This window comes from Streptomyces sp. R33, from assembly GCF_041200175.1.
GTDB lineage: Bacteria > Actinomycetota > Actinomycetes > Streptomycetales > Streptomycetaceae > Streptomyces > Streptomyces katrae_B.
Map to the genome: position 1 here is coordinate 6,400,213 of NZ_CP165727.1, position 21,394 is coordinate 6,421,606.

Sequence of the window (21,394 nt, forward strand, 5' to 3'; positions counted from 1 at the left end):
CCTCCCGGCTCAGACGGAGGAGAGCTGCGCGTCGCTCTGCGCCGGGATCTCCGCCTGCATCGCGGGCCGCTCGCGCAGGCTCAGTGCCACGCGGACCACGGCGATCCACACCAGGCAGGAGCCGAGCATGTGGGCGGCGACCAGGGCCTCGGGCACGTGGGTGAAGTACTGGACGTAGCCGATGCCGCCCTGCGCGAGCAGCACGATCAGCAGGTCCCGGGCGCGCGCCCGGGTGTCCACCGGCGCGTCGACCACGCGCAGCACCAGCCACATGGCCACGGCGAGGGCGCACACCACCCAGGCGGAGACCGCGTGGACGTGGGCGGTGGCCGCCCAGTCGAACGGCATCCGCTTGATCTCGCTGCGGTCGCCCGCGTGCGGACCGGAACCGGTGACGACCGTGCCCGCGGCGATCAGCACCAGCGTGGTCGCGATCAGGGCCCACGAGAGCTTGCGCACGGGTCCGGGCACGCGCGGCCGGGGAGCGCCGTCGCCCTCGCGGGTGCGCTGCCAGGTCACCGTCGTGACGGTGATCAGCGAGGTGGCGAGCAGGAAGTGCCCGGCCACGCTGTACGGGTTGAGCCCCGTCAGGACGGTGATGCCGCCGAGGACCGCGTTGCCCATCACGATGAAGAACTGGAGCCAGCCGAGCTTCGTCAGCGAACGGCGCCACGGCTTGGCCGAGCGGGCCGCGATGATGCACCAGCCAACGGCCGCGCAGAGCACGTACGTCAGCATGCGGTTGCCGAACTCGATGGCGCCGTGGAAGCCCTGCGCCTGGGTCACGATCAGGCTGTCGTCGGTGCACTTGGGCCAGGTGTCGCAGCCGAGACCGGATCCGGTCAGCCGCACCGCACCGCCGGTGACGACGATGAGCACGCTCATGACGAGCGCGGCGAACGCGGCCTGCCGGACGATCCGGGGTGACGGGGTCCAGCGGCCGGCGATGTAAGCGAGAGGGGTCAACACGGCCCTTATCGTACGCGGGGCCTTGTGCAAACTTTCACGAGGGGGTCCCGACGGGCCTGCCCGTGGCCGCATCCGGCCCGACGGCCAGCCGGAACCGGGCCCCGGCGGGGTCGCCTTCCTCGTGCCACCAGACGCGCACGCGCCAAGGGACACCGTCGCCGGGGTAGTCCGCGGAGGCCGTGAAACCGTGCACCAATTCGGCGCCCACGTCCTCGGCCGTCCTGTTCCTCACTTCTGCCCCGCTGCGCCACGGATGTTCCAGTACGTTCCACAGCCCGTCGGGACCGCGCACCTCGAAGCGCCACACCGCGCGCCAGGGCGTGACCTCCAGCATCGTGCGCACCTGTTCGGCGCCGAGGTGCAGCCGGGCCGCGATCCCGGGCTCGGCCACCCCGTGGATCCTGGCCGCGACCACGGCCCGCGGCAGCAGGGGTTCGGGCAGCAGGCCCCGCGCGCGCAGGTTCACCAGGGAGTCGAAGGACAGGAAGCGAAGGCGCAGTTCCAGCTGGCGGCCGATGTGGTCGAGGGCCTCCTCCGCCTCCTGGGCCCCCTCCGAACCGGGGTCCGCGAGCAGCAGTTGGCGGAAACCGCCCTCCGCGTCGACCGCCCACGCCACCGCCTCCTCGGCGGAGCCCAGCTCGGCGAGGCGGTCCCCGAGGAACACCTTGGCCTGCGCGAGACCGCGCCGGTTGACCGGATCGTGCTGGTCCAGGCCCGCCCAGACCTCGACCGCCGCCCGGGTCAGGTCCCGGGCGCGCTCGCCCGCCGCCCGCTCCATGGCGCTCGGGCCGGTCTCCGCCGCCGGGCCGAGCGGGTAGCGGGGCAGCCGGTCCCCGTCGCTCAGCGGCCAGGACAGCCAGACCCCCTGGTTGATCAGGCCCCGGGCGTACCAGCGGGCGTACTCCGGGGCGTGCCCGGCCGCCTGCTGCGCATACCGCAGCCCCTCCTCGACGGCCGCCAGGGCCCCGGCCCGGTCCCCGCCGGCGAACCGGCGGGCCGCCAGGTCACCGAGGCGAAGGCCGAGCCGCGCCGCGCACTCCGGATCGCACCGCGCCGGTTCGCGCAGCGCGCCGATCAGCTCCGTCAGCAGCGCCTCGGCCTCGGCTGGCGCCGCCCGTGCGGCCCCCGACCGGATACCTGCCCATTGGGCGTCCAGCCGTAGAACGTCTTCCCGCTGCGCCATGCCCGCCCCCCGGCGTCCTGGTGTGCACCGCCCCCGCGGGGCGGCGCCCATCCTCCTGCCAGGCCAACGTCCGGGGGCGCCGATTCACTCCCAGCGGAACAGCTTCGCGGCGGCGCCGAGCCCGAGCACGGCCCAGACGGCGAGCACGGCCGCGTCCCCCCAGGGCAGCGCGGCCCCGTGCTGGAGCACCTGGCGCAGCCCGTCGGACAGCGCCGAGATCGGCAGCAGGCCCAGGACGGACTGCACGGCGCCGGGGAACTTCTCCATCGGCACGATCACCCCGCCGCCGACCAGCAGCAGCAGGAACACCAGGTTGGCGGCGGCCAGCGTGGCCTCGGCCTTCAGGGTGCCCGCCATCAGCAGCCCGAGCCCGGAGAAGGCGGCCGTGCCCAGCAGGACCAGCGCGGCGACCGCGAGCGGGTTGCCGTGCGGGGACCAGCCCAGCGCGAAGGCGATAGCCGTCAGCAGCGCGATCTGCAGCACCTCGGTGACCAGCACGGACAGGGTCTTGGCGGCCATCAGCGCCCACCGCGGCAGCGGCGAGGCGCCGAGCCGCTTGAGCACCCCGTAGCGGCGGTCGAAGCCGGTGGCGATGGCCTGGCCGGTGAAGGCGGTGGACATCACGGCCAGCGCCAGGATGCCGGGCGCGAGGAAGTCCACGGACTTCCCGGCGCCGGTGTCGAGGATGTCGACGGCGGAGAACAGCACCAGCAGCAGCGCCGGGATGATCACGGTCAGCAGCAGCTGCTCCCCGTTGCGCAGCAGCATCCGCGTCTCCAGCGCCGTCTGCGCCAGGATCATGCGGGACACGGGCGCGGCCCCCGGATTGGGGGTGAACGTACCGGCGCTCATCCGCGCAGCTCCTTGCCCGTGATCTCCAGAAAAACGTCTTCGAGGGTGTGCCGCTCCACCGAGAGGCTGTTCGGCATCACCCCGTGCTGCGCGCACCAGGAGGCGACGGTGGCCAGCAGCTGCGGGTCCACGGCGCCGGTGACCCGGTAGACGCCCGCGCTGAGCTCGGCGGCCTCGGTGCCGTCGGGCAGCGCCTTCAGCAGCGAGCCGAGGTCGAGGGCGGGCCGGCCGGTGAAGCGCAGGGTGTTCTCGGCGCCGCCGCGGCACAGCTGCTCGGGGCTGCCGTGGGCGATGACCCGGCCCGCGTCGACGATGGCGACCTCGTCCGCGAGCTGCTCGGCCTCGTCCATGTGGTGGGTGGTGAGGACGACGGAGACACCATCGGCGCGCAGTTCCCGTACGAGGTCCCAGGTCGCCCGGCGGGCCTGCGGGTCCAGACCCGCGGTCGGCTCGTCCAGGAAGACCAGCTCGGGCCGGCCCACCACGGCCATGGCTAGGGCCAGGCGCTGCTGCTGGCCGCCGGAGAGGCGGCGGTAGGCGGTGCGGCCGCAGCCGCCCAGACCGAGCCGCTCGACCAGGACGTCCACGTCGAGCGGGTCGGCGTACAGCTTGGCCATGTGGCGCAGCATCTCGACGGCGCGGGCGCCGGAGTAGACCCCGCCGGACTGGAGCATCACGCCGATCCGCGGGCGCAGTGCCTCGGCCTGGGCGACCGGGTCGAGGCCGAGGACGCGGACGGTGCCGGCATCGGGGCGGCGGTAGCCCTCGCAGGTCTCCACGGTGGTCGTCTTGCCCGCGCCGTTGGGACCGAGGACGGCGGTGACCGAGGCCTTGCGGACGGTGAGGTCCAGCCCGTCCACCGCGGTTTTGGATCCGTACCGTTTCACCAGTCCGCGGATCTCCACGGCGGGGTCGTTGCTCATGCGGGTGAGTCTACGGAGCCGGAGAAGGGGGTCCGGGCGGCGGGGGAGACTGCCTGCCGCGGGGCGGCTGCAGGCGGGTTCCGTGCAGGTGGCAGGGGGTGTGACCTCACTCTCCGTGGACAGATTAGGTAACCCTTAGTGATGGAGGCCACCAGGAGTGGCGTCGGTCACGGCTTGTCGGGGCTCGACTAATTACGCAACAATGGCGTTGTGAAATACGGCGAACGGATGATCGAGACCCCCCAGGGGGAGCTCGCTACCGGGGAGCGGTCAACCCGCAACCGGGTCGCGCGCTCCATCCTGGACCACGGTCCGTCCACCGTCGCCGACCTCGCCGCGCGTCTCGGCCTCACCCAGGCCGCCGTCCGCCGCCACCTCGACACGCTCGTCGCCGACGACGTGGTCGAGCCCCGTGAGCAGCGCGTCTACGGCACGCGCACCCGGGGCCGGCCCGCCAAGGTCTTCGCGCTGACCGACTGCGGCCGCGACGCTTTCGACCAGTCCTACGACTCGCTCGCCGCGGACGCCATGCGCTGGATCGCGCAGGCCGCCGGCGGAGGCGAGCAGGGGGAGGCGGCCGTCGCCGCCTTCGCCAGGGCGCGGATGGACGCACAGGCCGAGACCTACCGGGAACGCCTGGCCGCCGCCGCCCCCGCGGAGCGCACCGAGGCCCTTGCCAAGGCGTTGACCGCGGACGGGTACGCTGCTACGGCGAAGAGCGCTCCCGGTCCGCACAGCGGTGAACAGCTCTGCCAGCACCACTGCCCGGTCGCCCATGTCGCCGAGCAGTTCCCGCAGCTCTGCGAGGCGGAGACCGAGGTCTTCTCCCGCCTGCTCGGGACGCATGTGCAGCGCCTCGCCACGATCGCCCACGGCGACGGGGTGTGCACCACGTTCATCCCACGAGGCGCGGGCACCACACAGACCGACACATCAGCATCTGCAAGTACGGCCGGGAGGAACCCCGCATGACCACGGAGACTGCTCACCCTGAGCTCGATGGCCTGGGCACCTACGAATATGGCTGGGCCGACTCCGACGCGGCCGGCGCCGCTGCCAAGCGGGGTCTGTCCGAGGACGTCGTGCGCGACATCTCGGCCAAGAAGAACGAGCCGGAGTGGATGCTGAAGCTCCGCCTCAAGGGTCTCAAGCTGTTCGACAAGAAGCCCATGCCGACCTGGGGCTCCGACCTCTCCGGCATCGACTTCGACAACATCAAGTACTTCGTGCGTTCGACCGAGAAGCAGGCCGCTTCGTGGGAGGACCTGCCGGAGGACATCAAGAACACGTACGACAAGCTCGGCATCCCGGAGGCGGAGAAGCAGCGCCTCGTCGCCGGTGTCGCGGCCCAGTACGAGTCCGAGGTCGTCTACCACCAGATCCGCGAGGACCTGGAGGAGCAGGGCGTCATCTTCCTCGACACGGACACCGCGCTCAAGGAGCACCCGGAGCTCTTCCAGGAGTACTTCGGCACGGTCATCCCGGTCGGCGACAACAAGTTCGCGTCGCTGAACACCGCCGTGTGGTCGGGCGGCTCGTTCATCTACGTGCCCAAGGGCGTCAAGGTCGACATCCCGCTCCAGGCCTACTTCCGCATCAACACGGAGAACATGGGCCAGTTCGAGCGGACGCTGATCATCGTCGACGAGGACGCGTACGTCCACTACGTCGAGGGCTGCACCGCCCCGATCTACTCCTCGGACTCGCTGCACAGCGCCGTGGTCGAGATCATCGTGAAGAAGGGCGGCCGCTGCCGCTACACGACGATCCAGAACTGGTCGAACAACGTCTACAACCTGGTCACCAAGCGCGCCGTGGCGTACGAGGGCGCGACCATGGAGTGGATCGACGGCAACATCGGTTCCAAGGTCACCATGAAGTACCCGGCCGTCTACCTGATGGGCGAGCACGCCAAGGGCGAGACCCTGTCCATCGCCTTCGCGGGCGAGGGCCAGCACCAGGACGCCGGTTCCAAGATGGTCCACATGGCGCCGAACACCTCCTCCAACATCGTCTCCAAGTCGGTGGCGCGAGGCGGCGGCCGCACCTCGTACCGCGGCCTGGTCGAGATCGGCGAGGGCGCCCACGGCTCCAAGTCGAACGTGCTCTGCGACGCGCTCCTGGTCGACACCATCTCCCGCTCGGACACGTACCCGTACGTGGACGTGCGCGAGGACGACGTCTCCATGGGCCATGAGGCCACGGTCTCCAAGGTCTCCGACGACCAGCTCTTCTACCTGATGAGCCGCGGTCTGACGGAGTTCGAGGCCATGGCCATGATCGTGCGCGGCTTCGTCGAGCCCATTGCGCGCGAGCTGCCCATGGAGTACGCGCTGGAGCTCAACCGGCTGATCGAGCTGCAGATGGAGGGTTCGGTCGGTTAGTCCCGACCCGCCCGCCATCCCGCACATCGTTATTGACGTAGGAAGAGAGCAACACGACAGCCATGGCTGAGGCTCAGAACATCCCGGCGGGGTCGACCACCGCCGGCGCGATCGCGGTGGCCGCCGAGTCCACCGTCGCCACCCGGATGAGCGCACCCCCGTCCTTCGACGTGGCGGACTTCCCCGTCCCCCACGGCCGCGAGGAGGAGTGGCGGTTCACCCCGCTGGCACGCCTGCGTGGTCTGCACGACGGCACCGCGGTCGCCAACGGCACCATGAAGGCCCAGATCGACGCGCCCGAGGGCGTCACCGTCGAGTCGGTGGAGCGCGACGACGCGCGCATCGGCAAGGCCGGCACCCCGGTGGACCGGATCGCCGCCCAGGCGTTCTCGTCCTTCGCCAAGGCCACGGTCGTCACCGTGCCCAAGGACGCCGTCCTGACCGAGCCGGTGCGCGTCTCGCTGCACGGCGAGGGCGGCACGACCTTCGGCCACACCGTCTTCGACGTACAGGCCTTCGCCGAGGCCGTCATCGTCATCGACCACACCGGTGACGGCGTGCGCGCCGCCAACGTCGACTTCCTCGTCGGCGACGGCGCCAAGCTCACCGTCGTGTCCGTCCAGGACTGGGACGACACCGCCGTCCACTGCTCCCAGCACAACGCGCTGGTCGGCCGCGACGCGACCTTCAAGTCGATCGTGGTCACCTTCGGCGGCGACGTCGTACGCCTGCACCCGCGCGTCAGCTACGCGGGCCCCGGTGGCGAGGCCGAGCTCCTCGGCCTGTACTTCACGGACGCCGACCAGCACCAGGAGCACCGCCTCCTGGTCACGCACGACGCCCCGCACTGCAAGTCCCACGTGGTCTACAAGGGTGCGCTGCAGGGCGAGGGCGCCCACGCGGTCTGGATCGGTGACGTGCTCATCGAGAAGAGCGCCGAGGGCACCGACACCTACGAGATGAACCGCAACCTCGTCCTGACGGACGGCGCGCGGGTCGACTCGGTGCCGAACCTGGAGATCGAGACCGGCGAGATCGTCGGCGCCGGCCACGCCTCCGCGACCGGCCGCTTCGACGACGAGCAGCTCTTCTACCTGCAGGCCCGCGGTATCCCGGCCGGCGAGGCCCGCCGCCTGGTCGTGCGCGGCTTCTTCGCCGAGCTCGTCCAGCAGATCGGTGTCCCGGACATCGAGGAGCGGCTGCTCTCCAAGATCGAGACCGAGCTCGAGGCGTCCGTCTGATGACCTACGTCAAGGCCTGTGCGCTGAGCGAGCTCGAGGAGAACACCCCGAAGCGGGTGGAACTCGACGGCACGCCGGTGTCCATCGTCTCCACCGAGGGGGAGGTGTTCGCGATCAACGACATCTGCTCGCACGCGAACGTCTCGCTCTCGGAGGGCGAGGTCGAGGACTGCATGATCGAGTGCTGGCTGCACGGGTCCTCGTTCGACCTGCGCACCGGCAAGCCCTCCGGTCTGCCGGCGACCCGCCCCGTACCCGTATACCCCGTAAAGATCGAAGGGGACGACGTGCTCGTCTCCCTCACCCAGGAGTCCTGAGGCACCCATGGCAACGCTTGAAATCCACGACCTGCACGTCTCCGTCGAGGCCGAGAACGGCGCCCGGGAGATCCTCAAGGGTGTCGACCTCACCGTCAAGCAGGGTGAGACGCACGCCATCATGGGCCCCAACGGCTCCGGCAAGTCCACCCTGGCGTACTCGCTCGCCGGTCACCCGAAGTACACCATCACCGGTGGCACCGTGACCCTCGACGGCGAGGACGTCCTGGAGATGTCCGTCGACGAGCGCGCCCGCGCCGGCGTCTTCCTCGCCATGCAGTACCCGGTCGAGGTCCCCGGCGTCTCGGTCTCCAACTTCCTGCGTACGTCGGCCACCGCCATCCGCGGCGAGGCGCCGAAGCTGCGTACCTGGGTGAAGGAGGTCAAGTCCGCGATGGAGCAGCTCCAGATGGACCCGGCCTTCGCCGAGCGCAACGTCAACGAGGGCTTCTCCGGCGGTGAGAAGAAGCGCCACGAGATCCTCCAGCTGGAGCTCCTCAAGCCGAAGATCGCGATCCTCGACGAGACCGACTCCGGCCTCGACGTCGACGCCCTGCGCATCGTCTCCGAGGGCGTCAACCGCGTCCGCGAGACCGGCGAGGTCGGCACGCTGCTGATCACGCACTACACGCGCATCCTGCGCTACATCAAGCCCGACTTCGTGCACGTGTTCGCGAACGGCCGCATCGCCGAGTCCGGTGGCGCCGAGCTGGCGGACCAGCTGGAGGCCGAGGGCTACGACAAGTACGTGAAGGGTGGCGCGACCGCGTGACGCAGATGCCTGGCCTCCTCGACATCGAGGCGATCCGCAAGGACTTCCCCCTTCTGGATCGTGTGGTCCACGACGGGAAGAAGATCGTTTACCTGGACAACGCTGCGACCTCGCAGAAGCCGCGCCAGGTCCTCGACGCGCTGAACGAGTACTACGAGCAGCACAACGCCAACGTCCACCGTGGCGTGCACGTGCTCGCCGAGGAGGCCACGGCGCTGTACGAGGGCGCCCGCGACAAGGTCGCCGCCTTCATCAACGCGCCGAGCCGCGACGAGGTGATCTTCACCAAGAACGCCTCGGAGTCGCTCAACCTGGTCGCGAACATGCTCGGCTGGGCGGACGAGCCCTACCGGGTCGACCGCGAAACCGAGATCGCCATCACGGAGATGGAGCACCACTCCAACATCGTCCCGTGGCAGCTGCTTTCGCAGCGCACCGGCGCGAAGCTGAAGTGGTTCGGCCTGACCGACGACGGCCGGCTCGACCTGTCCAACATCGAAGAGGTCATCACGGAGAAGACGAAGATCGTCTCCTTCACGCTGGTCTCCAACATCATGGGCACGATCAACCCGGTCGAGGCGATCGTCCGCCGCGCCCAGGAGGTCGGCGCGCTGGTGCTGATCGACGCCTCGCAGGCCGCTCCGCACATGCCGCTGGACGTCCAGGCGCTCGGCGCCGACTTCGTGGCCTTCACCGGTCACAAGATGTGCGGCCCGACCGGCATCGGCGTCCTGTGGGGCCGCCAGGAGCTCCTGGAGGACCTGCCCCCGTTCCTCGGCGGCGGCGAGATGATCGAGACCGTGTCGATGCACGCCTCGACGTACGCCCCGGCGCCCCACAAGTTCGAGGCGGGCACGCCCCCGATCGCCCAGGCCGTCGGCCTCGGCGCGGCCGTGGACTACCTGAGCGCGATCGGCATGGACAAGATCGCCGCGCACGAGCACGCGATCACCGAGTACGCGGTGAAGCGCCTCCTGGAGGTTCCCGACCTGCGGATCATCGGCCCGACGACGGCCGAGGACCGCGGCGCCGCGATCTCCTTCACGCTCGGTGACATCCACCCCCACGACGTGGGCCAGGTCCTGGACGAGCAGGGCATCGCGGTCCGCGTGGGACACCACTGCGCGCGCCCGGTCTGCCTGCGCTACGGAATTCCCGCGACCACGCGAGCGTCTTTCTACCTGTACTCCTCTCCGGCGGACGTCGACGCACTGATCGACGGGCTGGAGCACGTACGGAACTTCTTCGGCTGACGAGGGCGACGAGGACGACGCAGTGAAGCTGGATTCGATGTACCAGGAACTGATCCTGGACCACTACAAGCACCCGCACGGGCGTGGCCTGCGCGACGGCGACGCCGAGGTGCACCACGTCAACCCGACGTGCGGCGACGAGATCACGCTGCGCGTGAAGTACGACGGCGAGACGCTCACCGACGTCTCGTACGAGGGCCAGGGCTGCTCCATCAGCCAGGCCAGCGCGTCCGTGCTGAACGAGCTGCTCGTCGGCAAGGAGCTGGCCGAGGCGCAGAAGATCCAGGGCGTGTTCCTGGAGATGATGCAGTCGAAGGGCAAGATCGAGCCCGACGAGGCCATGGAGGAGGTGCTGGAGGACGCGGTCGCGTTCGTCGGCGTCTCCAAGTACCCGGCTCGCGTGAAGTGTGCTCTGCTGAGCTGGATGGCCTGGAAGGACGCGACCGCCCAGGCACTGGGCGACGGCGCGGAGAGGAAGACGGCATGACCGAGAACGCGACGCCCGCCGAGGCGTCGATCAAGCCGGCCACCGAGGAGGAGGTCCGCGAGGCCCTCTACGACGTGGTCGACCCCGAGCTGGGGATCGACGTCGTCAACCTGGGCCTGATCTACGGCATCCACATCGACGACGCGAACATCGCGACCCTCGACATGACGCTGACCTCGGCGGCCTGCCCGCTGACGGACGTCATCGAGGACCAGGCGAAGTCGGCGACGGACGGCATCGTGAGCGAGCTCCGGATCAACTGGGTCTGGATGCCGCCGTGGGGCCCGGACAAGATCACGGACGACGGCCGCGAGCAGCTGCGCGCGCTCGGCTTCAACGTCTGAGCAACCCGCTTCACGAAGGGCCCCCGGCACTCTGTGCCGGGGGCCCTCCGCGTTCCCCCAGGGCTTGCGGGGGAGCTGCCGGGAGCTTCCCGGGAGGCCCTCCGTGTTCTTCCGGCGGACGATTGACGTGCACCGGATGTTGGCCACGGTGGCCGAACCTGCTCGTCGGCCGTCACGGCGTGACGTGGTTCGCGCTCGGCTCGACTCCTGGGGACGGGACACCGATGAAGAAGCAGCTTGGTATCGCAGGGATCGCGGCGCTGGTCGTCGCCGGCACGGTCACGGTCGCGCCCGCGCAGGCGGTGACCTACGGGACGCCGACGATCAGCCTGTCCGCGTCGTACCTGTCCGGCGCCGTCGGCGCGGTCGGCGACCCCGTGGTGAACGTGACCGTGGGGCAGAGCGGCGCCGACGTGTCCGCGCTGACGGTCAGCGCCTCCGCGTCGAGCAAGGCCTCGGTCGCCGGCACGGGCGACGTGAGCGTCACCGGGGCCGGGGCGGTGCGGCAGCTGGCCGTCACCGCGCGCGGCCGCGGCTACACCGACCTCACCGTCAAGGTGACGGGGCTGGGCGGCAAGAGCGCCACCAAGACCCTGTCGTACGCGGCCTCCTCCGCGGTGCAGAACCCGGCCGACGCCCGCTACTTCACCGGCGCCTCGGACTCCTCCGCCGCCGTGGACGTCGGCGGCGGCTACACCGTCGTCGCCGACGACGAGAGCAACGTGCTGCGCCTGTACGACCGTTCCCGCTCGGCCGCCCCCGTGCGCACCTGGGACTTCAGCTCGCAGCTCGGCGTCACCAAGGAGGTGGACATCGAGGGGGCGACCCTGATCGGCAACACCATCTACTGGACGGGCTCGCTCGGCAACAACAAGGACGGCGAGTACAAGGCGCCCCGCAACACGGTGTTCACCACCACGGTGAGCGGCTCCGGTTCGGGTACGCAGCTCGCGTACGGGCGCTCGTACAAGAAGCTCCGCGACGACCTGGTGGCCTGGGACACGGCGAACGGCAACCGCTACGGCTTCGCGGCCGGCACGGCGGCGGGCGAGGCGCCCAAGCAGATCGACGGCTTCAACGTGGAGGGGCTGGAGTTCGCGCCGGGCTCGACCACGACCGCGTACCTGGGCTTCCGCGCCCCCCTGGCCCCGGCGGTGCCGGGCGGCAAGGCGCTGATCGTGCCGGTGACGAACTTCGACAAGGTGCTCTCCGGCGGGGCCCAGGCCGCCTTCGGGGCGGGCATCGAGCTCGACCTCGGCGGGCTGGCGATCCGCGACATCCGCAAGAACGCCGCGAACCAGTACCTGATCCTGGCCGGCTCCTGGGCCGCGGACGACAACTCGGACCCGTACGCGCTCTACCAGTGGGACGGCGTCGCGGGCCACGCCCCGGTCAAGCGGGCCGACCTGCCGACGACCGACCCGGGCGGCTGGGAGGCCGTCGTGGACGTGCCGGACCTGTCGGTGGCGGGGGCGCGCGTGCAGCTGATCACGGACAACGGGTCCGCGGACCTGTACGGGGACGGGATCGAGGCCAAGGATCTGACGCACCCGGAGTGGAAGAAGGCCCGGGCGGCCTGGTTCACGCTGAACTGAGGCGAAGAGGTGGGTGCGTAGGGCATGTGTACCCTCGTACACATGCCCTACGCACTGCTTGCCGCGGCCATCGCCGCCGAGGTGGCCGGGACCACCGCAATGAAGTTCAGCGAGGGCTTCACGAGGCTGTGGCCGACGCTGGTGACGGTGGTGGGGTACCTGGTGGCCTTCGCGCTGCTCGCGCAGACGCTGAAGTCGATGTCGGTGGGCACCGCGTACGCGATCTGGGCCGGGGTCGGCACGGCCGCCATCGCCGCGATCGGGATGGTGTTCATGGGGGAGGCCGCCACCGCCGCGAAGATCGCCGGGATCGCACTGATCATCGGCGGCGTGGTGCTGCTGAACCTGGGCGGGGCGCACTGATGGCCCCCGCGGGTGCCGGCGGGCGCAGGTACGACCCGGACCGGCGGCAGCGGATCATCGACGCGGCGATCCGGGTGGTGGGCGCCCAGGGCATCGCAGGGCTGAGCCACCGCAGCGTGGCGGCGGAGGCGGATGTTCCGCTGGGCTCGACCACGTACCACTTCAAGACGCTGGACGACCTGCTGGTCGCGGCGCTGCGCCAGGCGAACGCAGGCTTCGTACCGGTGCCGGACGCCGATGACCCGGATCTGGCGGGGGCGCTCGCGCGGCTGCTGGGGGAGTTCCTGACGGCGGACCGGCCGCGGGCGGAGCTGGAGTACGAGCTGTACCTGGAGGCACTGCGCCGCCCGGCGCTGCGCCCGGTGGCGGCGGAGTGGACGGAGTCGGTCACGGCGGCCCTGACCCGCCGCGTGGACCCGCCAACGGCCCGGGCCCTGGTGGCGGTGATGGACGGCATCAGCCTCCAGGTCCTGCTGACGGACACGGAGTACGACGAGCCGTACGTACGGGACATCCTGGCGCGCATCCTGAGCTCCGGTCCGGCCGGCGTTTGAGGCGCCGGGGCCCGGGGCCCGGGGGCGGGGCCCCTCACGGGTCCGGGCAGAGCCCGGGAAGCGGAGAAGGGGCGGGGCGGGGAGGGGCGCCCGCGCAGCGGGACCCCGCACCCGGCGGCGACGCTACCCGGCAGCCCGCACCGCGGCCAACGCCGCAGCAACGCTGCCCTCGATGTCCCGAACGGGATAGAACACCTCCCGCACCACCCGCCCCCGATCCACCACCAGCGTCAACCGCTTCAGCCGGCTCACCCCCGCCGCCCGGAACGTCGGCAACCGCAACGCCGCCGTCAGCGAAAGCTCCGCATCCGAGAGCAGCGCAAACCGCAGCCCCTCCGCCTCCGCGAACTCCCGCTGCTCATCGGGCCGCTGGGTCGACACCCCGTGGACCGTCGCCCCCGCCGCAGTGAACTCCGCCAGCTGGTCCCGGTACGTGCACGACTCCAGCGTGCAGCCCTTCGCCCCCGGGATCCCCGCCCAACCCGGCGGGTAGGACTCGGCCCGCGCATACGCGCCGGGGAAGCAGTACAGGACCGTGAACGGCGTGTCCGCCACCGGATCCCGGACCTCCCCGAACCGGTCCGGCAGCGCCAGCTCCGGCAGTCGCGTGCCGCGCAGCGCATGCACCCGTTCCGCCTCCCGCGAGAACTCCTCCGTCGTCGCCGTCATCTCTCCCTCTCCCAGGACCCAGGCGTCTCCCCAGTCCTGGAGGGCCACCAGGACAGGCAGCAGCCCCCGCCCGCGCGGGGTCAGCCGGTATTCGTGCCGCACCGGGCGTTCCTGGTACGGCTCGCGCGTCAGCACCCCGGCTTCGACCAGCAGCTTCAGCCGCTCGGCGAGGACCTTGCGGGACATCCCCAGCTCGCGCTGGAACGCGTCGAAGCGGTGCACGCCGCGCGCGGCGTCGCGCACGATCAGCAGCGTCCACCAGTCGCCCACCACGTCGAGGGCCTGGGCGATGGCGCAGTCCGCGTCGTCGAGGTGTGTGCGCTGGGCCATGGGCACTCCTTTGTCCGTTGACCCAAGGCTGTCATGCTGACATAGTCCGTTCCCAAAAGGAACTAACCAACGGGCGGGGGCGTGGTGCAAGGCTTCAAGGACGTGCCGAGAGCGGTGTGGCTGCTGGCGGCGGGCGTGTTCGTCAACGCCGTCGTCAGCTTCACCTTCGTCTTCGTCTTCCTGTACCTGACCGGCCCGCGCGGCCTCGGGGCCGCCCAGGCGGGCCTGGTCACCGGCGTCGGCGGCGTCGGCCTCGTCGCCGGGAACTTCACCGGCGGCTGGTACGGGGACCGCTTCGGCCACCGCCGGGTGCTGCTCGCCGCCTCCACCGCCGGCGGCCTCGCCCTGATGTCCTTCCCGCTCCTGCCCACCGCCGGGCTCTACGCGGCCCTGCCGCTGGCCCAGTACGCCTCCGGCGTGGTCCGGGCCGCGAACTCCGCGCTGGTCGCCGTCACCGTCCCCGAGGGGGCCCGCCGGCAGGCCTTCGCCGTGGTCCGCTGCGTCTCCAACGGCGGCTTCACCCTCGGCCCGCCCCTCGGAGCCCTGATCGCGACCGGACTCTCGTACGACTGGCTCTTCGTCTGCGACGGCCTCGGGACCCTGTTCTTCGCCCTCTGGACCGCGCGGGTCGTCCCCGCCCACGGGGCCTCCCGCAATGCCGCCGCGGCCCCGGACGGGGGTCGGGGCCGCGGCTTGTGGACGGAGCTGCGCGCCCGGCCCGCCGTACTCGTCCTCCTCGGCGCGATCCTGGTGACCGACCTCGTCTACCGCCAGCAGTACGGCACGTTCCCCGTGTTCCTCGCCGACCACGGGCAGGGCACCCGGGCCTTCGGCCTCGTGATCGCCCTCAACGGCGCGGTCATCCTGCTGCTGGAGCTCCCGGCCGCCGTCGCGCTGCGCGCCCGGCCGCCGCTCCCGGTCATCGGCACCGGCCTGGTGCTGGTCGGGGCCGGGTACGCGGCGCTGCTGCCCGGGGTGGGGGTCGCGAGCGCCGTGGCGATGATGGTGCTGCTGAGCCTCGGCGAGATCCTGTACAAGACCACCGCCACCGCGTACGTCGCCGACCAGGCGCCCGAGCACGCCATCGGGCGGTTCCAGAGCCTCTACGCAGGGGTCTCGGTCAGCGGTGTCGTCCTCGGGCCGCCGCTGGGCGGAGCCCTGTACGCGGCCGCGCCCGGGCTGCTGTGGCCGCTGTGTGCGGCGCTGGCGGCGGGCGCGGGCGGGGCGGTCCTGTGGGTGTCGGCGCGGCAGCGGCGACACGCGGGCCGACCGGCACATGAGACCGGTTCGCAACCGCAGGCCGTCGCCGGTTAGGTTTCGGGCATGACTGCTACGCGTACCACCGGCGCCGTCGCCGCCGGACTTGCCACCATCGCCTCCGACGGCACCGTCCTCGACACCTGGTTCCCCGCCCCCGAGCTGGTCGCCGAGCCCGGCCCGGCCGGCACCGAGCGCCTCACCGCCGACCAGGCCGTGGAGCTGCTGGGCGCCGCCGCGGCCAAGGCGATCCGTCTGGACGCGGTCCGCGACGTCGAGGTCGTAGCCGTCCGCACCGTGATCTCCTCCCTCGAGGACAAGCCGCTGGACGCGCACGACGCGTACCTGCGCCTGCACCTGCTCAGCCACCGCCTGGTCAAGCCGCACGGCCAGAGCCTGGACGGCGTCTTCGGACTGCTGGCCAACGTCGCCTGGACCTCGCTGGGCCCGGTCGCCGTGGACCAGGTGGAGGCCGTACGGCTGAACGCGCGCGCCGAGGGCCTGTACCTCCAGGTCACCTCGATCGACAAGTTCCCGCGGATGACGGACTACGTCGCCCCCAAGGGCGTGCGCATCGCCGACGCGGACCGGGTCCGCCTGGGCGCGCACCTCGCCGAGGGCACCACCGTCATGCACGAGGGCTTCGTCAACTTCAACGCCGGCACCCTCGGCACCTCCATGATCGAGGGCCGCATCTCGGCGGGCGTCGTGGTCGGCGACGGCTCCGACATCGGCGGCGGCGCGTCCACGATGGGCACCCTCTCGGGCGGCGGCAAGCAGATCATCTCGATCGGCGAGCGCTGCCTGATCGGCGCCGAGGCGGGCGTCGGCATCGCGCTGGGCGACGAGTGCATCGTCGAGGCCGGCCTGTACGTGACCGCGGGCACCCGCGTCACCCTCCCGGACGGCCAGATCGTCAAGGCCCTGGAGCTCTCGGGCGCCAGCAACATCCTCTTCCGCCGCAACTCGGTCACCGGCACGGTCGAGGCCCGCCCGAACAACGCGGTCTGGGGCGGCCTGAACGAGGTCCTCCACAGCCACAACTGACGCTCCCGCACCGGCGGCAGCAGCCAAAACGCCCTCCTCACCCCGGCAAGGGGTGGGGAGGGCGTTCGGCGTCTCCCGGTGCCCGGGCCGCCCTCCCTCCCCGAGCGGGGGAGGGCGGCCAAGGGCGGGACGGGTCGGTCAGGAGTGGGGGAGGGTGCGGATGAGGCCTGCGAAGGCCTCTTCCTCCGCCTCGGTCAGTTCGACCGACTCCATCGGGTGCGCGGCAGCGGTGCGCTGCGCCGGGATCACCGCGATGCCCTCGAACGCGCCGGGCTCCGGGCGGTGGAAGCGGGTGTCCCACAGCATGTGGCCAAAGCCGAGCACCCAGACGAGGGCGGCCACGAGCAGGACGGCAAGGCCGATTTCCTGGGCGAGGGAGATGGAGGGGAACACGCGGTCCTCCGGGGATACGGGCGGACATGGCCGAGCGTGGTGACACTGTCGAGCGTCGAGCGTGGGGACACTCAACACCACAACCCGGGTCGAATGGGTGATGATGTGGCGAGCGTCACGCCAGGGGCGAAAGTCCCGACTTGTCCGCAGAACCGAACCGAACCGGCCCGGAAGCCTCCCCGCTCAGTCCGCCAGGCGCAGCTTGAAGCCCTCGTGGCTGCGCGCGAAGCCCAGCCGCTCGTAGAAGCGGTGGGCGTCCGACCGCTGCTTGTTGCTGGTCAGCTGGACCAGGCCGCAGCCGCGCTCGCGCGCCCGCGCCACCGCCCGTCGCATGAGCTCCGCGCCCAGCCCCCCGCCGCGCCGGTCCGCGCGGATCCGTACCGCCTCGAGGAGCGCCCGCTCCCGCCCGCCCTGGCCGAGGCCCGGGACGTACGTCAGCTGGAGGCAGCCGAGCACCGTCCCCGTCCCGCCCTCGCACAGGACCAGCATCTCGTTGCGGGCGTCCGCCTCGATCGCGGCGAACGCCCGCTCGTGCGCCTCGGTGACCTCGGCCCGCTCCTCCTCGCCGGCGTCCGCCAGCAGGGCCAGTACGGCGGGCAGGTCCTCACGGGTGGCAGTACGGAAGATCATGACCGGAAGTGTGGCAGGGGGCCCGGACGGGACGGCGCCCGGGCCCCCTGCGGCTCAGGTCCGCACCGCGGTTACGGGCGGAAGCGGAGCACCTGCGGGTCGTGGTCGCTGTTCTGCGCCGCGAACTCCGCGTTGATGTGCACGCTGTCGTACGTGAAGGACTTGATCGCCGGGCTGGTCAGGATCTGGTCCAGCACCTGGGCGTTGCCCTGGAAGACGTACGAGTAGCGCTCCGCCTTCGGCAGCGACTTGACCGCGGCGTACAGCGCCCCGCCGTCCTCCAGCGCCTTCGCCGTCCCGGAGAACTCGAAGTCGTTGATGTCGCCGAGGGCGAGGACGTTCGCGTTCTTGTCCGCCGCGAGGATCTCCTTGACGAAGGCGTTCACGGCCTGCGCCTGAAGCAGCCGCTTCTCCTCCGACTTGCGCACCGGCGGCTGGTGGTGCGAGGTCAGGCCCTCGTCGCCGCCCTTGGAGCCGAAGTGGTTGGCGATCACGAAGACCGTGCGGCCACGGAAGACGAACTCGCCCGCCAGCGGCTTGCGGCTGTCGGCCCACGCCGGGTTCGCCGGGTCGATGCGGCCGGGGGAGTGGGTCAGGGCGGCCTTGCCGTTCTCCTTGGACACGCCGGTCGCGGTCAGCGCGTCGCCCGCCGCGCGGTCGGTGAAGGAGACGCGGGCCGGGTTGAAGAGGAACACCTGGCGGATGTTGCCGCCGGGCTCGCCGCCGTCCTTGTTGTTCTCCGGGTTGATGGTCCGCCACTGGTAGGCCGGGCCGCCCGCCGCCGCGATGGCCGCGGTGAACTTCGTCAGGGTCGCCTCGGCCGAGACGGCGCCGTCGTTCTTGGCGCCGTTGTCGTCCTGGATCTCCTCCAGGGCCACGATGTCGGGGGAGGCCAGGTTCTCGACGACCGCCTTGGCCAGGTTGTCGAACTTCTCCTGCGGGTCGCTCGGGTCGAGGTTCTCCACGTTGTACGTGGCCACCGCGAGCTCGCCGGGAGACTGCGCCTTGGTCTTCTCGGGGGCGAGGGTGCCCGCCGTGACCGTGCCGAGGGTGCGGGCCACCAGGGTGTAGCCGCCGAACTGGTTGAAGTCCAGCGGGCCTTCGGTGGTGCCGGTCAGCTTGTCGCCGACGTTGGCCACCGGGAAGGGCTGCTGCGCCAGCGGCGCGAGCTGCTGGACCTGGAGCCGGCCGGTGTTCTGGGACTCGTACGAGCCGTAGATCGTGCCGCCGCGCTTGGCGGTGTTCTCCCAGCCCTTGACCGTGACCCACAGCTCCGCGTGCGGGTCGGTGGCGCCGACCACGCGCGAGGTGCCGATCTTCACGTTCATGCCCTCGAGGGACTCGTAGAAGTCCAGGGCGTAGCGCGAGGGGTCCAGGGTCAGGCCGTTGATGCTGCCGGCGGCGGCCGGGTCGCCCGCCGGGGCGTACTCGGCGGGCACGTTGTACTCGTTGATCGCGGCGGCCTCGGGCAGCGCGTTGCCCGAGGAGACGACGGTCACGGCCGGCTTGGAGATCTGGGTGACCGACTGGTTGCCGGAGGAGACGCCACCGGGGATGTACTCGCCGACCAGGCCGGAGACCTTGACCGCGTCGCCGACGGTGACGGTCGGGACGGAGCTGGTGAAGACGAAGACGCCCTCGCTGGTCGCGTCGTTGTCGTCGGCTTCCGGGTCCTGCATCCAGAAACCGCGCGAGCCGTACGTGCGCACGCCCGTCACGATGCCCGCGACGTCGGCGACCTGCTTGCCGTTGAGCGGCGATATCCGGGTGGTGCCCTGGATGTCGTGGATGCGTATCGGATCGGCGGACACGGCGCCTTCGGCGGCGTCGGCGGTGCCCGCCAGCAGGCCGGTGGCCAGGGCGGTGGCGACGAGTGCCGAGACGGCGGCGGAACGGGGATGCGAGGAGCGCATGGTCAGGAACTCCGGTGTGTGGAAGAGACGAGCGAAGGGGGTGGTGCGTGGTTTTGGCGGGATACGTGCGGCGGGTGTGCGGCCGGGCCGCAGGCGATCCGCAGGAATCCCGGTGGTTCCCCATAGATCTACGCGCGTCAATTTCCTGTGTGACCGGGGAAGTTGTCAAGGCCTCCAAGGGATACGGAAGCTGACTGTGGGATGAACCAAAGGAGATGACCCGCCGGAGGCGCCCGATATGCGTCTACGCTTGTGCGCCGGACGGCCGCCCGCGGCGGCCGTGCCCACTGCCCCGGGGGCGGCCCGGCCGCAGCCCCACGGCGGCCGTGCCCACCGCCCCACCGCGTCCGCGAGGAGACCGCCCCATGTCCGCAGAGCCGCACGCCACGCTGCCGCCCGTACGGCTGCCCTCCGATGCGGAACTGGCCCGCGACGCCCTCGGCGCCCCGCTGTTCGCCCGCGCCGTACGGCTGGCCCGCTGGGCCGGCCCGGACACCCGCGTCGACATCGGCGGCGAACTCGTCGCCGCACAGCTGCCCGAGGCCGCCGCCGCGCTGGGCTTCGACGCCGCCGACGAGGAAGGCGCGGTCCTCGCGAGCCAGGCCTGGCGGGTGGCCGTGGACACCGGCCTGGTCGACGTGACCGAACCCGATGACGACGACGGCGAAGAGGAGTCCGGCACCGCCGTGCCCGGCGAGGACCTGGCCCTGGTGACCGGCGGCGCCCCCGGCGAGGTGCTCGACCTGTGGCTGGCCGCCCTGGACACCGTGCTCGCGGACGCCTCCGTGCCCGATCTGGACGGCCTCGTCGACGCCTTGGACGCGGGCGGCGAGATCGACTTCGACCAGCTCGACTGGAACCCGCGCCGCGAGGCGGACTTCCTCGACGGGGTCCTCGCCAACCTCTACCTGCTCACCGTCGCCGAGCGCGGCGCCCCGGACGGCCCGGTTCCGCTGCCCGTGCTCGCCGCCTCGATGGTCATCCCGCAGGACATGAGCGAGCCGACCGACGCCGTGCTGGAGCAGGTCTCGGACGCGATGATGCGCCTCGACGACCAGTTCCGGCAGCTGGAGCCGATCGGGCTCGTGGAGTTCCGGCCCGTTGACGAGGCGCTGATGGCGGCGACGGACGACGAGGAGCTCGCCGCCGGTTCGGCGGCCGGCGCGGCCGACGACGAGGACGTCTCCCGGTACGGGATGGTGCGGCTGACCTCGCTCGGCCTGTACGGGATCCGCGCCCGCATGCTGGAGGCCGGGGTCACCGCCCCCGCTGTCGGAGAACTGGCCGACAAGGGCGCGGACGCCCTCCTCGACGCCGTCTCCGGCTACCCCGAGGGCGCGGCCCAGGCCGAGATCGAGCAGTGGCTCACCGGCCGCGAACTGCCCGCTGCGGTCGCCGAACTGCTGGCCGCCGCCCGGGGCGCCGACGAGGGCGGCCCGCTGCGCCGGCTGCGCTGCCAGCAGGCCCTCGCCCCGGCCGGTCCGGAGGCCGAACCGGCGGTCCGCGCCGTGCTGGACGACCCGGAGCTCGGCGGGCTCGCCCGGGTCTGGCTGTCCGAGCGCGGGGCGGCCGACGTACCGGCGCCGGACGGGGCGATGGTGTTCTGGCTGACCGTCGACACGATCGCGGCGCAGCTCGCGGCGGACGGCGAGACCGCGGAACTGCCGCTGCTGATGGAGTCGCTGACCGCGCACCACACCGGGTTCTTCGACCAGGTCTGGCGGGTGGAGCACCCGGCGACGGCGTACGTGCTGGAGGCGATGGGCCGGCTGCACCCGAACAAGAAGGCCGCCAAGGAGGCCCGCAAGGCCGCCTTCAAGGCCCGCTCGCGGCAGTCCTGACGCGCGGGGAACGAGAGCCGGAGCGGGTGCCGGAACGCGCCGTTCCTGAGCCGGAGTTGGCCATTCGGGCCACCGGC

At 71.5% G+C, this 21,394-nt stretch carries 22 protein-coding genes; 14 read left to right on the plus strand and 8 right to left on the minus strand.

The features are described 5' to 3' along the window. Positions 1-9 precede the first annotated feature (9 nt). The 4 genes from AB5J51_RS29440 to AB5J51_RS29455 all read right to left on the minus strand — a co-directional run bounded on the left by AB5J51_RS29440 (position 10) and on the right by AB5J51_RS29455 (position 3,927). Positions 10-999, minus strand: coding sequence for a heme A synthase (locus AB5J51_RS29440; RefSeq protein ID WP_234381997.1), 990 nt, complete (start codon positions 997-999; stop codon positions 10-12). A gap of 4 nt (positions 1,000-1,003) precedes the next feature. Next, complete coding sequence (locus AB5J51_RS29445; protein WP_369779042.1) at positions 1,004-2,152, minus strand: hypothetical protein; 1,149 nt, start codon at positions 2,150-2,152, stop codon at positions 1,004-1,006. A gap of 84 nt (positions 2,153-2,236) precedes the next feature. Beyond that, positions 2,237-3,004: an ABC transporter permease gene (locus AB5J51_RS29450; RefSeq protein WP_136225968.1), complete on the minus strand. Its 768-nt coding sequence runs from the start codon at positions 3,002-3,004 to the stop codon at positions 2,237-2,239. After that, positions 3,001-3,927 (minus strand): ABC transporter ATP-binding protein, encoded by a 927-nt coding sequence (locus tag AB5J51_RS29455; protein WP_053785803.1) that lies wholly within the window; start codon positions 3,925-3,927, stop codon positions 3,001-3,003. The genes AB5J51_RS29450 and AB5J51_RS29455 overlap by 4 nt, the downstream gene beginning before the upstream one ends. 210 nt (positions 3,928-4,137) lie before the next feature. Here AB5J51_RS29455 and AB5J51_RS29460 point away from each other — a divergent pair, with 210 nt between their 5' ends. From AB5J51_RS29460 to AB5J51_RS29510, 11 genes are all read left to right on the plus strand, one after another. After that, complete coding sequence (locus AB5J51_RS29460; RefSeq protein ID WP_369779043.1) at positions 4,138-4,899, plus strand: helix-turn-helix transcriptional regulator; 762 nt, start codon at positions 4,138-4,140, stop codon at positions 4,897-4,899. Beyond that, on the plus strand, positions 4,896-6,311 hold the full coding sequence (gene sufB, locus AB5J51_RS29465; RefSeq protein ID WP_030292244.1) for a Fe-S cluster assembly protein SufB: 1,416 nt from the start codon (positions 4,896-4,898) through the stop codon (positions 6,309-6,311). The genes AB5J51_RS29460 and sufB overlap by 4 nt, the downstream gene beginning before the upstream one ends. A gap of 62 nt (positions 6,312-6,373) precedes the next feature. Next, entirely contained in the window at positions 6,374-7,552 is a 1,179-nt protein-coding gene (gene sufD / locus AB5J51_RS29470; RefSeq protein WP_053785805.1) for a Fe-S cluster assembly protein SufD, read from the plus strand. Then, positions 7,552-7,869, plus strand: a complete 318-nt coding sequence (locus AB5J51_RS29475; protein ID WP_053785806.1) for a bifunctional 3-phenylpropionate/cinnamic acid dioxygenase ferredoxin subunit — start codon at positions 7,552-7,554, stop codon at positions 7,867-7,869. Before sufD ends, AB5J51_RS29475 begins: the two co-directional genes overlap by 1 nt. A gap of 7 nt (positions 7,870-7,876) precedes the next feature. Next, positions 7,877-8,641 carry a Fe-S cluster assembly ATPase SufC gene (sufC, locus tag AB5J51_RS29480; RefSeq protein ID WP_053785807.1) on the plus strand — a complete coding sequence of 255 codons (765 nt, stop codon included), beginning with the start codon at positions 7,877-7,879 and terminating at the stop codon, positions 8,639-8,641. After that, on the plus strand, positions 8,638-9,894 hold the full coding sequence (locus AB5J51_RS29485; protein WP_053785808.1) for a cysteine desulfurase: 1,257 nt from the start codon (positions 8,638-8,640) through the stop codon (positions 9,892-9,894). The genes sufC and AB5J51_RS29485 overlap by 4 nt, the downstream gene beginning before the upstream one ends. 22 nt (positions 9,895-9,916) lie before the next feature. Further along, positions 9,917-10,381, plus strand: coding sequence for a Fe-S cluster assembly sulfur transfer protein SufU (sufU, locus tag AB5J51_RS29490; protein ID WP_030858995.1), 465 nt, complete (start codon positions 9,917-9,919; stop codon positions 10,379-10,381). Further along, positions 10,378-10,725 (plus strand): metal-sulfur cluster assembly factor, encoded by a 348-nt coding sequence (locus AB5J51_RS29495; RefSeq protein ID WP_030160393.1) that lies wholly within the window; start codon positions 10,378-10,380, stop codon positions 10,723-10,725. The genes sufU and AB5J51_RS29495 overlap by 4 nt, the downstream gene beginning before the upstream one ends. A 224-nt stretch (positions 10,726-10,949) precedes the next feature. Beyond that, positions 10,950-12,320 carry a hypothetical protein gene (locus AB5J51_RS29500; RefSeq protein ID WP_369779044.1) on the plus strand — a complete coding sequence of 457 codons (1,371 nt, stop codon included), beginning with the start codon at positions 10,950-10,952 and terminating at the stop codon, positions 12,318-12,320. Between the two features lie 42 nt (positions 12,321-12,362). After that, the gene (locus AB5J51_RS29505) at positions 12,363-12,683 is read left to right on the plus strand and encodes a multidrug efflux SMR transporter (protein WP_369779045.1); all 321 of its coding nucleotides are present in this window, start codon (positions 12,363-12,365) and stop codon (positions 12,681-12,683) included. Further along, complete coding sequence (locus AB5J51_RS29510) at positions 12,683-13,237, plus strand: TetR/AcrR family transcriptional regulator (RefSeq protein WP_369779046.1); 555 nt, start codon at positions 12,683-12,685, stop codon at positions 13,235-13,237. The genes AB5J51_RS29505 and AB5J51_RS29510 overlap by 1 nt, the downstream gene beginning before the upstream one ends. A 123-nt stretch (positions 13,238-13,360) precedes the next feature. On the opposite strand, the gene AB5J51_RS29515 is transcribed toward AB5J51_RS29510, so the two are convergent. Next, positions 13,361-14,236, minus strand: coding sequence for a winged helix-turn-helix transcriptional regulator (locus AB5J51_RS29515; protein ID WP_053785811.1), 876 nt, complete (start codon positions 14,234-14,236; stop codon positions 13,361-13,363). 84 nt (positions 14,237-14,320) lie between these two features. On the opposite strand from AB5J51_RS29515, the gene AB5J51_RS29520 reads away from it, so the two are divergent. Next, positions 14,321-15,550 carry an MFS transporter gene (locus AB5J51_RS29520; RefSeq protein WP_369780335.1) on the plus strand — a complete coding sequence of 410 codons (1,230 nt, stop codon included), beginning with the start codon at positions 14,321-14,323 and terminating at the stop codon, positions 15,548-15,550. Between the two features lie 9 nt (positions 15,551-15,559). After that, positions 15,560-16,540: a 2,3,4,5-tetrahydropyridine-2,6-dicarboxylate N-succinyltransferase gene (gene dapD, locus AB5J51_RS29525; protein WP_030292261.1), complete on the plus strand. Its 981-nt coding sequence runs from the start codon at positions 15,560-15,562 to the stop codon at positions 16,538-16,540. Between the two features lie 138 nt (positions 16,541-16,678). Here dapD and AB5J51_RS29530 read toward each other — a convergent pair whose 3' ends face one another. From AB5J51_RS29530 to AB5J51_RS29540, 3 genes are all read right to left on the minus strand, one after another. Further along, positions 16,679-16,933 (minus strand): hypothetical protein, encoded by a 255-nt coding sequence (locus AB5J51_RS29530; RefSeq protein WP_053785813.1) that lies wholly within the window; start codon positions 16,931-16,933, stop codon positions 16,679-16,681. A 183-nt stretch (positions 16,934-17,116) separates the two neighbouring features. After that, complete coding sequence (locus AB5J51_RS29535) at positions 17,117-17,563, minus strand: GNAT family N-acetyltransferase (protein WP_133898379.1); 447 nt, start codon at positions 17,561-17,563, stop codon at positions 17,117-17,119. Positions 17,564-17,634: 71 nt separating this feature from the next. Next, positions 17,635-19,476, minus strand: a complete 1,842-nt coding sequence (locus tag AB5J51_RS29540; protein ID WP_369779047.1) for an endonuclease/exonuclease/phosphatase family protein — start codon at positions 19,474-19,476, stop codon at positions 17,635-17,637. Positions 19,477-19,841: 365 nt separating this feature from the next. Between AB5J51_RS29540 and AB5J51_RS29545 the strand changes: the two genes are divergently transcribed. After that, on the plus strand, positions 19,842-21,317 hold the full coding sequence (locus tag AB5J51_RS29545) for a hypothetical protein (RefSeq protein WP_369779048.1): 1,476 nt from the start codon (positions 19,842-19,844) through the stop codon (positions 21,315-21,317). Positions 21,318-21,394: the final 77 nt, after the last annotated feature.

What these genes read in the sequence shown, in the direction of transcription:
- sufC (WP_053785807.1), top strand. Translation starts at nt 7,877, where the DNA reads ATGGCAACGCTTGAAATCCACGACCTGCACGTCTCCGTCGAGGCCGAG.
- AB5J51_RS29545 (WP_369779048.1), top strand. Translation starts at nt 19,842, where the DNA reads ATGTCCGCAGAGCCGCACGCCACGCTGCCGCCCGTACGGCTGCCCTCC.
- AB5J51_RS29500 (WP_369779044.1), top strand. Translation starts at nt 10,950, where the DNA reads ATGAAGAAGCAGCTTGGTATCGCAGGGATCGCGGCGCTGGTCGTCGCC.
- AB5J51_RS29445 (WP_369779042.1), bottom strand. Translation starts at nt 2,152, where the DNA reads ATGGCGCAGCGGGAAGACGTTCTACGGCTGGACGCCCAATGGGCAGGT.
- AB5J51_RS29505 (WP_369779045.1), top strand. Translation starts at nt 12,363, where the DNA reads ATGCCCTACGCACTGCTTGCCGCGGCCATCGCCGCCGAGGTGGCCGGG.
- AB5J51_RS29540 (WP_369779047.1), bottom strand. Translation starts at nt 19,476, where the DNA reads ATGCGCTCCTCGCATCCCCGTTCCGCCGCCGTCTCGGCACTCGTCGCC.
- AB5J51_RS29495 (WP_030160393.1), top strand. Translation starts at nt 10,378, where the DNA reads ATGACCGAGAACGCGACGCCCGCCGAGGCGTCGATCAAGCCGGCCACC.
- dapD (WP_030292261.1), top strand. Translation starts at nt 15,560, where the DNA reads ATGACTGCTACGCGTACCACCGGCGCCGTCGCCGCCGGACTTGCCACC.
- AB5J51_RS29450 (WP_136225968.1), bottom strand. Translation starts at nt 3,004, where the DNA reads ATGAGCGCCGGTACGTTCACCCCCAATCCGGGGGCCGCGCCCGTGTCC.
- sufD (WP_053785805.1), top strand. Translation starts at nt 6,374, where the DNA reads ATGGCTGAGGCTCAGAACATCCCGGCGGGGTCGACCACCGCCGGCGCG.
- AB5J51_RS29475 (WP_053785806.1), top strand. Translation starts at nt 7,552, where the DNA reads ATGACCTACGTCAAGGCCTGTGCGCTGAGCGAGCTCGAGGAGAACACC.
- AB5J51_RS29455 (WP_053785803.1), bottom strand. Translation starts at nt 3,927, where the DNA reads ATGAGCAACGACCCCGCCGTGGAGATCCGCGGACTGGTGAAACGGTAC.
- AB5J51_RS29535 (WP_133898379.1), bottom strand. Translation starts at nt 17,563, where the DNA reads ATGATCTTCCGTACTGCCACCCGTGAGGACCTGCCCGCCGTACTGGCC.
- AB5J51_RS29510 (WP_369779046.1), top strand. Translation starts at nt 12,683, where the DNA reads ATGGCCCCCGCGGGTGCCGGCGGGCGCAGGTACGACCCGGACCGGCGG.
- AB5J51_RS29515 (WP_053785811.1), bottom strand. Translation starts at nt 14,236, where the DNA reads ATGGCCCAGCGCACACACCTCGACGACGCGGACTGCGCCATCGCCCAG.
- sufB (WP_030292244.1), top strand. Translation starts at nt 4,896, where the DNA reads ATGACCACGGAGACTGCTCACCCTGAGCTCGATGGCCTGGGCACCTAC.